This window comes from Cyclobacterium jeungdonense (assembly GCF_010994275.1).
Lineage (GTDB): Bacteria > Bacteroidota > Bacteroidia > Cytophagales > Cyclobacteriaceae > Cyclobacterium > Cyclobacterium jeungdonense.
The window spans coordinates 391977-404964 of the sequence record NZ_WMCD01000002.1; the positions used below are offsets into that span (position 1 = coordinate 391977).

General features: G+C 42.6%; 10 protein-coding genes. 2 read left to right on the plus strand and 8 right to left on the minus strand.

All coding sequences use genetic code 11. The features are described from left to right. Positions 1-50 precede the first annotated feature (50 nt). From GKS34_RS06710 to GKS34_RS06720, 3 genes are all read right to left on the minus strand, one after another. Positions 51-1469: a RagB/SusD family nutrient uptake outer membrane protein gene (locus GKS34_RS06710; protein ID WP_163384038.1), complete on the minus strand. Its 1419-nt coding sequence runs from the start codon at positions 1467-1469 to the stop codon at positions 51-53. 12 nt (positions 1470-1481) lie between these two features. Then, complete coding sequence (locus GKS34_RS06715) at positions 1482-4457, minus strand: SusC/RagA family TonB-linked outer membrane protein (protein ID WP_240459216.1); 2976 nt, start codon at positions 4455-4457, stop codon at positions 1482-1484. A gap of 521 nt (positions 4458-4978) precedes the next feature. Next, the gene (locus GKS34_RS06720) at positions 4979-5530 is read right to left on the minus strand and encodes a 2'-5' RNA ligase family protein (RefSeq protein ID WP_163384040.1); all 552 of its coding nucleotides are present in this window, start codon (positions 5528-5530) and stop codon (positions 4979-4981) included. A gap of 164 nt (positions 5531-5694) precedes the next feature. On the opposite strand from GKS34_RS06720, the gene GKS34_RS06725 reads away from it, so the two are divergent. Next, positions 5695-6606: a universal stress protein gene (locus GKS34_RS06725; protein ID WP_163384041.1), complete on the plus strand. Its 912-nt coding sequence runs from the start codon at positions 5695-5697 to the stop codon at positions 6604-6606. A 27-nt stretch (positions 6607-6633) separates the two neighbouring features. On the opposite strand, the gene GKS34_RS06730 is transcribed toward GKS34_RS06725, so the two are convergent. After that, a complete protein-coding gene (locus GKS34_RS06730) occupies positions 6634-7506 on the minus strand; it encodes a class I SAM-dependent methyltransferase (protein WP_163384042.1) in 873 nt (290 codons plus the stop codon). Between the two features lie 47 nt (positions 7507-7553). Continuing rightward, a complete protein-coding gene (locus GKS34_RS06735) occupies positions 7554-8921 on the minus strand; it encodes an exopolysaccharide biosynthesis polyprenyl glycosylphosphotransferase (RefSeq protein WP_163384043.1) in 1368 nt (455 codons plus the stop codon). A 265-nt stretch (positions 8922-9186) separates the two neighbouring features. On the opposite strand from GKS34_RS06735, the gene GKS34_RS06740 reads away from it, so the two are divergent. After that, entirely contained in the window at positions 9187-9867 is a 681-nt protein-coding gene (locus GKS34_RS06740) for a class I SAM-dependent methyltransferase (RefSeq protein ID WP_163384044.1), read from the plus strand. A 24-nt stretch (positions 9868-9891) separates the two neighbouring features. Here GKS34_RS06740 and GKS34_RS06745 read toward each other — a convergent pair whose 3' ends face one another. From GKS34_RS06745 to GKS34_RS06755, 3 genes are read right to left on the minus strand one after another with little or no spacing between them, the layout of a single operon-like run. Beyond that, positions 9892-11049, minus strand: a complete 1158-nt coding sequence (locus tag GKS34_RS06745) for a DUF1972 domain-containing protein (protein ID WP_163384045.1) — start codon at positions 11047-11049, stop codon at positions 9892-9894. An 18-nt stretch (positions 11050-11067) separates the two neighbouring features. Next, entirely contained in the window at positions 11068-12213 is a 1146-nt protein-coding gene (locus GKS34_RS06750) for a glycosyltransferase family 4 protein (RefSeq protein ID WP_163384046.1), read from the minus strand. Between the two features lie 10 nt (positions 12214-12223). Then, complete coding sequence (locus tag GKS34_RS06755) at positions 12224-12988, minus strand: class I SAM-dependent methyltransferase (RefSeq protein WP_163384047.1); 765 nt, start codon at positions 12986-12988, stop codon at positions 12224-12226.

Genomic DNA, 12988 nt, shown 5'->3' on the forward strand with positions numbered 1-12988 from the left:
CACTCTGTAACTTCAGAATGGCTTTTTTCTATATAATAGGTTGAGTAAGTTTAATTGTACCCGTCGTTCTGAACCAATTCAGGATTTATGTCCAACTCTCTTTGAGGAATGGGCAAAATGGTTTTGTTTTGACCTGCCTGGGATGCTTCGTATTGTTCATCTCCCTGCGGACGTAAGGCCCTTCCGTACCTTAACAAATCCATCCTTCGGTGCCCTTCAAAAGCCAATTCCTTTCTCCGCTCCTCGAGAATGAAGTCAACAAAGTCTTCTTTTCCTGAAAAATCGGCAGCAGCCACTTCATCCAGCCCCGCTCTGACTCTCAAATCATTTACCAAATCCAGTGATTCCTGGTTTACCCCATCTAATTGAGCCAGGGCCTCTGCTCTGTTTAGCACGACCTCGGTGGTTCTTATGATGGGAGAATTATCGGAATGATTTACGGGATCAGGAAATTTCGTCGTATAGATACGTTCATTGTCTCCTTCTTTAGAAAGTTCTGTTAACCTTCGGTCACTGGCACCGTAAGCATCCAGCAAGTATACGGAAAAGGGAGCGTCTCCTCTGGCACCGTCCTCAGCAGGATTATAATAAGAAGCCCACCCTCCGGAACCGGTTCTACCATTATCAATTTCAGAGTTTTGAATGGAGAAAACGTATTCTGAATTATTTTCACCCCAGAAATTATAATTGGAAGCCAGCTCGTAAAGCGATTCGTTTTCTAGAACGTCTTCTGCTCGATCAGCAGCAAGCTGCCATTCTCCCCGGTAGAGATACACTCTGGAAAGCAAGGCATTAGCCGCCCCCTGCGTGGCCCTTCCCCGGGTAAAGTTCGCCGCTTCGTAGGAGACAGGTAAATCGTCCACGGCAGAGGTCAGGTCATCCAAAATGAACGCATGAACTTCACCTACAGTACTTCTGGGGTACCCGACGATTTCACCGGTAAACGGTTCGGTTACGATGGGAATACCTGGAGCAGTCTCACCCCCAACTTGTATGGGCTGCGCAAACAGGTTCACCATTTGAAACATCAATAATGCCCGCATGAATTTAGCTTCCGCAACAAATTGAGCTCTTTCCTCCTGGGTCAGGGATTCATCGGGAGATTCAGGGGTAAACTGAATAACTGCGTTTGCTGCCAGAATCGCTTGGTAGTGCCTTCTCCAAAGATCTCTGATTGTGGCATTATCTGATTGAGTGGCATACAGGCGAACATCCTGTAAGGTTGGAAACGAACCAATAAAGTCCACGTTATCAGACTGAAAATCAGCAATTACTTGGGGTAATGACCCAAATACTTCAAACTCTTGTGAAAGAGAGTAGACGCCCAAAAGGGAGCCCTCCACGGCCTGCTTATCAGCAAAGGCCAACTCGGTCGATAGGGATTGCTGCGGATCGATTTCCAAATCTTCACAGGAAGAAAAACTTCCTGCCAGCAAGCCCAAACAAATTATAATTCTTAAATTTTTCATGTCTATGTTATTTTAAAATCCTAAAGACACCCCCAGCGTTACGGATTTCGCCTGGGCAGGAGTAAAAAAGGACTCTCCCTGTCGCTGGTTATTTCCTCCACCGTCATTCACTTCAGGTTCCAGGCCATCCTCAAGGCTGGAGAAGGTCAGGAAGTTTTGCAACATACCATAAACTCGGGCGCTTCGGATAATTTTTGTGTTATCCAGTACAGAAGAAGGAATCGTGTATGTAAGGGACAAGTTCCGCAAACGGATATGGTCTCCCTTTCTTAATTGCTGCGTAGAACGTTGCGCAAAAGTAGACTGGGTATCCCCATTTAATTTAGGGGCAAAACTGTTTCTGTTGTCTTCTGTCCAGTAGTCCAGCAACTGGGGATCCAGGTTGAACGAGTCCAGGTTGTTCGGATTGTTCAGGAATCTTAAATCATCATACATGATGTAGTTTCCCTCCACAAAAGTAATCAAAGCTGACAGCACCAAACCCTTGTAGGTAAAGCTATTCGTTAATCCTCCTGAAAGCCTAGGGATGGCAGAACCAACAATTACCCGATCGTTTGCGCTATAGGTAGTGGTGGTTTCACCCTCTTTGGTCAACCATTCTGCCTCCCCCGTTTCCGGGTTGATTCCATGATACCTTACCAGATAAAAAGTATTTACTGGATGTCCTTCAATGGCTCGCTGACTGGCAGACCCCTCAACAAAACGCCTGCCCTCATTATCTTCAGAAGCCCCGGGTAATTCCAAAACCTCATTTTTTAGGAATCCAGCATTTAAAATGGTTCTCCATTCGAAATTGGGCGTTTGGATATTGGTGGATTGGATCATCAAATCTACTCCCCTGTTCCTCATGGAACCAGCATTTTGAGTAAGGCTGGCATATCCTGTGGTGTAGGGTATGGGAACATCTAAAAGAAGTCCTTTGGTGTCTTTATTCCAAATAGAAGCTTCAACCTCCAGCTGATTATTCAAAAGACTGGCATTAACAGTAAAGTCAAACTGGGCCGATTCCTCCCATCCCAGAAGCGGGTTGGCTGGCTGGCTGGGATATATACCCGGACTACCTGCGTAGTCGCCTAAGGTGCCAGCCTGATAGAGACCAAGTGATTCAAAATTACTGATCCGGTCGTTACCTGCAGTACCGTAGCTAACGTTTAATTTCAGGTAATCCAGGAGGCTATTATCCTGCAAAAACCCTTCCTCTGAGATCACCCATCCTCCGGAGAGCGCCCAGAAATTACCATACCTGTTGTCCGCTCCAAATCGGGAAGACCCGTCTCTTCTGGCACTACCTTCAAACAGGTACTTGTCATCAAAGCGGTAATTTACACGGGCGAAATAAGAGGCCAGCCTCCAGTTAGTACCCGTAGCACTGGTAATCGTAGGTGTAGCGGCAGAGGCTACATTGGGAAGTCTGTCACTTACAAACCCTGATCCTTCTACTGTAATGCTGGCAAAGTCAGCCTGCTCGTAAGAATAACCCAGCAAACCTCCTACAAAATGGTCGCCAAAATATTTCTCGTAATTCAGAGTATTGGTGGACAACCACTTGTAGTCCTGAATAATTCGCTTATATCCGCTACCAGTAGGCTCTATGATATCCGGAAACCTGAAAGTCTCCTCTGTTTGGATCTGATCGATACCCCAGTCTGTTTTAAACGTCAGGTCGGGAAGAATGTCCACTTCAAAAAAGGTATTGGCCGTGGTTCTTCTGGTGATATAATCGGTGATTGCCAAATCCTCTATCGCAAGTAAATTGGGAACAAATCCTAAACGGGTGTAATTTCCGTTGTCGTCATAGGGTCTGTTATAAGGCAAATGCAGAAAAGCCGAAGTCATGGGTGCATACGTACTATTGTCGGAGTAAATCCTGTCATTGTACGTTTTGGCCAAGCCTATATTAGCACCGAACCGGGCTTTTTCAGAAAATTTGTGGGTCATGTTCAGACGACCATTAAATCGCTCTAACTCGTTGCCAAGTGCATAGGTATCTTGACTGAAATACGTTCCTGAAATAAAGTAGGTAGTACTTTCACTTCCACCGGATGCACTTAAATTTAAGTTCGAAATGGACCCTTGCTGAATCACTGCATCCGGCCAATCGAATCCCTGCTGAGGAAAATCAGCTGCAGGCGTATCGGTTCTTAATGAACGATACTGGTTGTACTGCTGCAGGGACATATAAGGTCTTAGAGTAGTAGGATTTTGGATGCCTTGATAGTAATCAACATTGATTCTGGACTGTCCACTTTTCCCTTTTTTTGTTTCAATCAGAATTACCCCATTTGCTCCACGAGATCCATAGATCGCAACAGCAGAAGCATCTTTCAGCACCGAAATGGATTCAATTTCGTTCGGATTGATTTCCATCAACGGATTTAAGGCTACAGCTCCTGAGCTGTTAGAGTAATCATCGCTGCTACCATCGTTTAGCGGAACCCCGTCTACTACAAACAGCGGGGAGCCACCGGCTGTCAGAGAGGCAACACCGCGAATACGAATATTTTGCTGGGCACCCCCAACTCCAGATGTACCGGTAAGCTGAACTCCTGCCGCCTGACCTTGTAAGGCCTCCTGAGCCGTAAATATAGGCATTCGTTCAATTTGAGAATTGTCCAGGGTGGAAATACTCTGAACGGATAATTTGGCAGATTGGGTACCGTACCCTACCACCACTACTTCCCCCAATGTTTTCACATCAGGCTCCATAACCACATCAATACGGCTTTGATTGCCAACCGTTTTCTCCTGGGTCATAAAACCCACGAAACTAAACACTAGTACATTGGATCCTTCCGGAACTGTCAAGGAGTAGGAACCATCAATATCGGTAATGGTTCCCGCCATAGTTCCTTTGATACTTACATTTACGCCAGGTATCCCCTCCGGCTCATCCTCAGAAGTGACCATTCCGGTCACGGTCCTGCTTTGAGCCTGTAAGGAGATTACCGCCAACAGCATAAATGCGAGGCTAAGTAAAACTCGTTTCATTTTAGTAAATAGATTAAGGTTTTTTAACAATAGTTATAATGCAAAATTCCATTAATTTATTTATAATACCAAAATATTCAATAGCAGATAGTGCAATAGCAAAACCGAAAAATTTTGTATTTTACCTTAAAATAAGATTTATTAAAAAATCAGGACTTTCCGTAAATAGAATTATTTTTAATAAATGGTTTTTTTATCGTATTTAAATTTAAATAGTGTATTATTTATTTATTTTTTTTAATAAAAAAGGCTTTTCGACTAGAGTATCACATTATAGGATAGTAATTTTATTCCTTATTTTTCTTATTATTAATATTTTATTCTGCTGTAAACTGCTACAGTAAGCATTTTACCCACACATTGGTCCGGAAATCTGAATTCTAAAAAAGAAAAACAGAATTAATTCTATGTTATTCTTCATTTTACAAAATTAAAAAAAATTAACGCTTTTTTAAAAATCAGGTAACAAAACCCAACCCTACTGATATTGAAATCATTAGATTGCGCTGTCTTAAAAAATTTCATTCCATTAGATCAAAATTATTTTGAATCTGCCAGGAATTGGATGCTTTTTTTAGTAAAGACACCTGCCTAACCGCCATCTGCTGTTTTCCAAATCGCGGTCGAAGAAAAGCCATTAAATCCCCAAATTGCCCCTTTTTTATATCCCGAAAGGCGACGGTCAGGTGCGGATGATAATTCAAATCACTTAACTCAATTTGATGCCCCAGGTGCCTTTTACCATAGGTAACCAATCGCTGCTGCAATGCCGGTAATTCAGGAGGGTATTTCACCCGCAAAAAAACTACTTTTTCCCTAAAACTACCAACACCTTCTATTTCCAAAGAAAACCCTTTTTCTTCTCCAAAGAACCTTCTCAATTTATTTTCCAGCTGCTCCTCTTTATTTTCGTTAAATAAAAACGGCATTTTCAATGTTATATGCGGAGGGGATTTGAGGGCAAATTTGTATCCAAACCGTTCCTGAATGGCTAGCTTCAACTCAGTAATTTCCCGGCGCAAAGGCTCATCAGGAACGATCCCTATAAAATATTTCTTTAACGATTTTGCCATTTTTTTTCTGTTTACCCTTTTCTTGGCTTCCATTTTTACCGTCAATTTCCTGATATACGGAAATTCAATAAAAAAACCTTTAATTAAAGTACTCAAAAGGTTAAATTCATGCTTTAAATCCAAGTTTTATAATAATTCAAGCTACCAAAAAAAGGGAAATACCAATGAATTACTTCAAAAAAGCAATGGTCGGGTTGGACCTGTCCCCTATCGATGAAATTCTGATCAACCAAATCAAGGCCTTTGCTCCAATTTTAGGGATTGAGAAGGTGTATTTTGTCCACGTGTCCAAAAACCTGATTTTGCCTGAAGAGATATCTGAGGCATATCCTGACTTAATCGCACCTGTAGACGAAACCATTGAATCCCAAATTGAGCATGAAATAGAAAATGTAAAGCCCTCCCTTGACATTCCCTATGAAATTATTGTAAAGGAAGGAAATCCCCAGGAGACCATGCTGCGGTGGAGTAAAATCAAAGACATTGATCTTCTGGTGATGGGAAGAAAAAAAAGTAAATCCGCTTCTGACTCTCTCGTTAATAACCTTTCCCAGAAATACCCGCATCCCGTCCTGTTGCTACCGGAAAGTCGTACTCAGGAAACCTTCCAAAAGCTATTACTGCCTATAGATTTTTCCAGACATTCAAAAGTTAGTATTTTACTGGCCAGAGAGATTGTAGCTAAAACAGGAGGGAAAATACATTGCTGCCACCTATATGAGGTTCCCCGAGGCTATACCAAAACCGGAAAATCGTTCGAGGAATTTTCGGACATCATGCTGGAAAATGCTAGAAAAGATTTTTCGAAATTTCTTTCAGAGAATAAATTACCCGAATTACCCTGTGAATTTATCCTAAAAGATAAAAAAGACGAAGCCGATAATATCATGAAATATGCCCAAACTTCAGAAACGGATCTGTTGATCATTGGGAGCAGAGGGAGGACCAAATCCGCTGCTGTACTACTGGGAAGTGTGGCAGAAAAATTGGTTAATACCAATCATGAAATCCCCATGCTGGTGATGAAAGAGCAGGGTGAAAACATGAGTTTCTTTGAAGCTCTATTTAAATTATAATTTCGATTTAACCCTTACCCTCAATTATCAGGGCTTGCGAAAATAAAATGCCGCCTGATCTCCTTTTCGAATGCTGTTCAGCGATGCTGCTTTTTTTTCGAATTCCCTGAGGATATCTGCCGAAGGGCTAACTTCCTCACCAGGTTGGTGTAAGGAACGCCCCTTTTGGTACTTCTGACTAGCCCAAAATTGAAAGGAGGTACTATCAAATTCTGTGTGGTAGAGTTCCAATCCATGTCTATTGGCCAAAATTCTCATACCCGCTACACTGGGAATAAAATAATGCCTGGGGGCATCCAGCTGGACCCAGTTTTCGCGATACATGGTCCAAGCCTCTCCATCCGAAACTGGCACCCTGATCAGGAGTTTGCCTCCCGGCTTCAGGAGTCTAGCCAGTTGGGCAAAAGAAGCATCTGGATTGGGCATGTGCTCAAATGCATGATGCAGCATCACCGCATGGTAGGAGCCATGAATTTGATCCAGGTCCTTTTTATACAATTTTAGCCCCCTGGCGATGGAGCGGGATGCATCCATAAACGGATCAAAGCCGGATAAATTCCGAAAACCTGAGGAATACATTTCGTATAGCAATTGCCCATTACCACACCCTATATCGGCAATCGCCTGATCCTTCCCAATATCCAATATACGTATCCAGTTTCCATACACTGGCTGAAATAGGGTAAGCCCAAATTTTCGAAACCAAAAGAATCGAAGTCTTTTCATCCAACGCACTTGCACATTGGATAAGGACAAGCCAGCAAATGAGTAGTAGCCTTTAGGGTAATAGGTACTCATGTTCGGAGGAGGGTCCAGCTGCTGAATAGTGCCGCACTGAGGGCATTGGGTATAGGCAAATTGTTCTCCTGAGCCAAACATCATCTCTTTTATCTGGTACACGGGGCCCCGTGTATCATTGAAGCAGACAAGACAGGAATAGCCCTCCATCAATAGACTTCGTTTTTACCGGTGATCATTTTTCCCATGGTTTTGTATACAATAGTTAGATCCAGAAAAAAGGACCAGTTGCGGATGTAAAAATGATCCAATCGCACGCGGGAACGAATTTGCCAGTGATTGGAAATTTCACCCCTATAGCCCAGCACCTGTGCCAAACCGGTTATTCCAGGTTTGATCCGGTGCCGGTTGTCATAAGAGTCGATTTGCTTTTTAAATACCATATTCATGGGCACTGCATGCGGCCTGGGTCCTACCACAGACATGTCCCCCTTTAGAACATTGAAAAACTGGGGCAATTCGTCCAGGGAAAACCGGCGTAAAAATGCGCCTACACGGGTCACTCGCGGATCATTTTTGGTGGCCTGCAAGGTATCTGACCAAGGGTTAGCTACCATCGTTCTGAATTTTATACAACAAAACTCCAGGTTGTTTACTCCGGTACGCTTTTGGAAAAAAAAGACAGGCCCTTTACTTTCCCATTTGATCAGCAGTGCCAAAAGGGGAATCAACCAACTTAATACGAAAAGGATAACAAACACGGAAAAACAAGCATCAAAAACCCGTTTTAAAACCCGGTTGACTGCTTTGTCTAACGGGATTTCATTTAGATTAACCACCACAAAAGAGCCGTACCTGCTAAAGGTCATTTCCTTATTCCACTGCAAATGGGATCCCGGAATAATTTTAACCTTTATATGATATGCATCTGCATGGGCTACAATCTTCCGCACCAGATCCCCTGAAATATGCTGACTAAGGTATACCAAATCCAAAGCATTGGTCTCCCGAAGCAAAAAGAATTGATCAAATCCACCAAGAACATCTTTTCCTTCCTTCCGCTCGTCATAGAAACCCATGAATTTAATCCCTAAAGCACTGTCTGTCTGTAAGGTATGCGCCAATCCAATGCTCCATTCGTCCTTTCCTAAGATCACGGCCTTTCGGTAGTTCTTTCCCCTACTCCGGTACCTTCGGAGGGCTCCATGCACCCCTACACGAAAAAACGACAAAAATGCCAGACATAGCGGATACAATTGAAACCCAATTTCCCGACCGGAAGTAAGCTGAAGCTGCTCCCGTAGCAAAAAGAAAAATAACACTACCCATGTAAAGGAGATCCAGAATTGTTGGACCGTATCCCAATAAACAGACGTACGACCCAGCTTATAATCTTTTCGGAAAAGCACCACTGCAACCCATACGGCTGAAAAAAGTCCCATTTCCCAAAGGAGCGATTGGCTAAAGTACCCCAGATACCCATTCAGAATCATTCCCAGGAAAAGCATCAACCAGAGGAACAGGAGCTCCACCACCACAAATAAAACCGGGAAATACTTATAAAAACGTTTTGCCATGGGCCAATTTCATATCCTAACCAAAGGTGCTAGTTTCAGAAACCCTTTATGGTTTTGCTTTTTCATCCAGTCTCCCTTCGCAGTTAAACCTGCATTTATTGAATTATGTCGAGTCAATTTTTTGATATTCACCTCAAAGTGTACAACTTTGTCGTAAAATTAGAAATTTATTACCATTCAGCCATAGTTACCTGGGAAAATGCCATCGGAATTACCCTCCCAAACCCGGTAGCCACCTAAGGTTAGGTGGCTGAAAACACGAAAAATGAAACAAAAAATAAAAACACTTTTTGCTCCTTCTGACGAGCCACGTTCCATTGGAGGTAGATTCAGGCAACGACGTTTTAAATTTTTTGAACAGTGCTTCACGGAAACTTTTGGCGACCAGGAAAAAATTAAGATTTTGGATGTGGGTGGAACCGAAAGTTTCTGGGCCAACCATGCGTTTATCCAGCCTGACCGGATCAGTATCACCTTGCTAAACTTGGAGAAAGAAACCACCCAACTCCCTCATGTGCAAAGTATGGCGGGTACAGCCACCGATTTGTCACAGTTTGAAGACCAGTCTTTTGACCTGGTTTTTTCCAACTCGGTTATCGAGCACTTGTTTACCTATACCAATCAGGTAAAAATGGCCCACGAAATCCGAAGAGTCGGGAAAAATTATTTTGTCCAAACCCCCAATAAGTTTTTCTTTCTTGAACCCCATTATGCGCTTCCATTTTTCCAGTTCTTTCCTTCCTCCCTTGCCTTTTTTATCCTGACACGAACCAAATTCAGCAGAATGCAAAAGTGGGATCCTGATTTTGCAAAAGGGTACCTAAATGAAATAAGACTACTATCATTAAGTGAAATGAAAAATCTTTTTCCCGAATCCGATATCTATTATGAAAAAATACTGGGATTGAACAAGTCTTTTGTTTTTCATACCCTGGAAAAAAAATAAAGCCCGGAATAACCGGGCTCTTTTTCAATAGTTGATCTCAACCAGATTTTCTTTAATTTTCCGTTTACAGAGAGTCTTAAATAGGGATTCATATTCATCGGTAACGGCATCCCAATTGTATTTTTGTGTCAGCCCCTCTCTGGAGTGCTTTCTTAAAAAATCCATTTTATCAGGGGAGCTCTCGGCCTTATTAATGATTTCCACCACAGAGCCTGAGTTTTTATCAAAATACCATCCAAACTTACCCTTTTGCAGCATTTCCTGGTTAAATCGGGTATCCATTGCCAAAATAGCACAGCCAAAGCCCAGTGCTTTAAGCATAGCAGGATTGGTGCCTCCATATTCATGACCGTGAAAATAGGCGTAACAATTATGGTACAAAGCAGCTAACTGCTCCTGATCCCTCACGTAACCCGTAAATACAAGGCGTTTGTCTGGGATACTTTTCATTTTTTGGGCAAAACGGTCGTGGTAAGGAACGTCTCCTACAATCACCAGTTTACGTTTGGAGTCGGAGTTAACAAACCCATCCACAATTAGGTCTGCATTATTATCAGGAATCAGCCGACCCACAATCAAAAAATACGATTCTTTTTGCAAGTCCCACTCCTCTATTAATGTGCTATCGGAAGACAGGTTTGGATTGGCGCCATAGGCAATCATTTTAGATGGCGCATTGAACTGTTCCAAATAGATTTTTTCCATTTCATCAGAGTCTGTAATCAATTGATCGTAAAGTTTGGTAGCCAACCTGGAGGCAAAAAGGTAATACCTGGCTCCCAACCCTTTCCATTTCGGACGTAACCATTCCAATCCATCCACATTAATCGCGGAAGGCTTTCCGAAAATTTTTGTAAGAATTCCAAAAGGGCCATTGGCACTATTGACTACAAAAACCACATCAACCTTTGAAAAACAAACGTGAATCATAGAAAGAAGTGAATTAGTCAATTGGCTCAGGGATTTGGTCTCCACACAGGGAATGTATACCAAATTGATCCCATTCACTTTTTTTGGCTTTTGTTCAAACAATGGGGCATGACAATAAACGGTCACCTCGATACCCCTTTGAACCAATCGCTCGCCCATTTCTTTTACAAAAGTTTCGTATCCCCCGTATACATAAGGATAACCCCTTGTTCCTACGATCGCCACGTGCAACGGCTTGCTGTTTTTTGACATACTGTTCCTATTTACTTATCAAGAAAAAATTTCTACCATATTCCTACCGTAAGCCGGTAATGAAAAATTCTCTAAAACACTATTCCTTGCATTTAAACCGATAACTTCTCTTTGGCTTTTGTCTTTAACAAGATCACCTATTATTTCTGCTGCTTCAGGAGCATTGTCCCAGGGAATATGAAATCCAGTCTTCCCATTGGAAATCATTTCCATAGCACCTCCCTGCGCTGTAGCCACCACCGGCTTCGCAGAAGCCATTGCTTCTAAAATCACCGTAGGAAAAGGATCCGGTAAAATAGAAGGAAGTATAAAAATATCCATGGTGGCTAGTGCCGGCGAAATGTTCTTTTTAAAACCCAGATTATGTATGCTATGTTTAAACTCCTTTTCCAATATCTTTTGTTCTAACCCTTCAAATAAGCGTTCTTCACCCGGAAATGCATCTCCGACCAAAACAAAATGTAAATTTAAAAACTTTTTATTTAATTCTTCTGAAATTTCTAAAAAGTATGTTTGCCCTTTCCAACTGTTTACCCTGCCCACCATTCCGATTACACAGGCATCACCGGGAATACCCAATTCTTCCCTCAAATCTGTCCTGTTCCAAAGATAAGGATTATAATCTATCCCATTATACACCAAATGGAGTTTATTCCTTTCAATATACCTTTCCCAGTGTAATTTCACAGCTCCCGATACCACGATGACCTTGTCCGAGGCATGCTGTACCATTTTACCCATCAATTTCGAAAACCAAACGGGTCGAAGAATGATTTCATGCAAATGCCAAATATGAACATAGCCCTTCCGTTTGGCAAGGGCCGCGCCAACCCATACAGCAGCGGTATTGGAATACAGGTGCGTGATACCGACTTCTTCGGCCAGGGAGGCGAGTCTCCTGTAAGCAGCCGCCATTACTTTCAACCGGTTTAATAAACCTGGCACGTTAAAATATTTTCTGCGGACAATTCCCAATTTGATCAATTCCACCCGAATCCCCTGCTTGCGCAACTCCTCTGCCAGAATCCCTTCCTCAGACAATACTACCACTATAGTCGCCCCCTCCTTCTGCAAGAGGCTAGCCGTCAACAAAAAGATTTTACTTGCTCCATACAAATCCGACGAACCATGCAACATCAACACCTTTGTTTTTTCCAATGCCATATACGCAGCTTTAGAGCGAAGTGGTTTTTTGAACCAGGTAAAATGCCCCCAGGTGACCTCCATGGTCAGTTAACTCCACATGTACCTGTTTTGAATAATCCGAAAACAGCCTGAACAACTTTTCGGGTGAATAGTGATTCATCTGCATGACCGGCTCCTGGCAGAATTTACGGTGCTTTAAAGACGAGTACAGAAAGTTGTAAGGCTGAAACTTGGTCCTTAAAAAAAAATTTGCATACGCGCTCCATGGCAAACGGTGGCCAAACGTTACCTGTACCTGAAATATACCCCCATCCCGGGTATGCTCAAGCAACTGGCGCATTAATTTCATCCCCAGCTTAGGTTCTATGTGCTGAAATACGATGTACGAATTGACGAAATCAAAGGAAGGAAGATCTTTCAATTCTTTCCCATTGTAAGTGGTGAATTTCAGGTGATCCAGCCCTAGTGCCTGCTTATGGTCATTGGCTCTTGCAATTATATCCTCTGAAATATCTATACCCCAGACTTCCTTTTCAGTCATTTTTGCAAAAGGGATGGACAGCCTACCAACACCACAGCCGAAATCCAACACATTTCCCTCCGAAATATCCTCACCAAAGCATTGCAGTACCCTCTTTCGGCTTTCTGAAACGAAAAATTCTCCAGTTTCAAAAAACTCACCCAGAGACTGGTCGGAAAGGTGATGCATGCGAAATTTTTCCTCCGACAAGACCCCGTAGTAGGGGTCTTTTTTTCCCCATTCTTTCCAATTTCTGATAGATTCGGATTTCAC

Bases quoted from the DNA above. Each gene is read 5' to 3' on its own strand.
- GKS34_RS06710 (WP_163384038.1), bottom strand. From the start codon at position 1,469: ATGAAAAATTTAAGAATTATAATTTGTTTGGGCTTGCTGGCAGGAAGT.
- GKS34_RS06740 (WP_163384044.1), top strand. From the start codon at position 9,187: ATGAAACAAAAAATAAAAACACTTTTTGCTCCTTCTGACGAGCCACGT.
- GKS34_RS06725 (WP_163384041.1), top strand. From the start codon at position 5,695: ATGAATTACTTCAAAAAAGCAATGGTCGGGTTGGACCTGTCCCCTATC.
- GKS34_RS06735 (WP_163384043.1), bottom strand. From the start codon at position 8,921: ATGGCAAAACGTTTTTATAAGTATTTCCCGGTTTTATTTGTGGTGGTG.
- GKS34_RS06715 (WP_240459216.1), bottom strand. From the start codon at position 4,457: ATGAAACGAGTTTTACTTAGCCTCGCATTTATGCTGTTGGCGGTAATC.
- GKS34_RS06720 (WP_163384040.1), bottom strand. From the start codon at position 5,530: ATGGCAAAATCGTTAAAGAAATATTTTATAGGGATCGTTCCTGATGAG.
- GKS34_RS06745 (WP_163384045.1), bottom strand. From the start codon at position 11,049: ATGTCAAAAAACAGCAAGCCGTTGCACGTGGCGATCGTAGGAACAAGG.
- GKS34_RS06750 (WP_163384046.1), bottom strand. From the start codon at position 12,213: ATGGCATTGGAAAAAACAAAGGTGTTGATGTTGCATGGTTCGTCGGAT.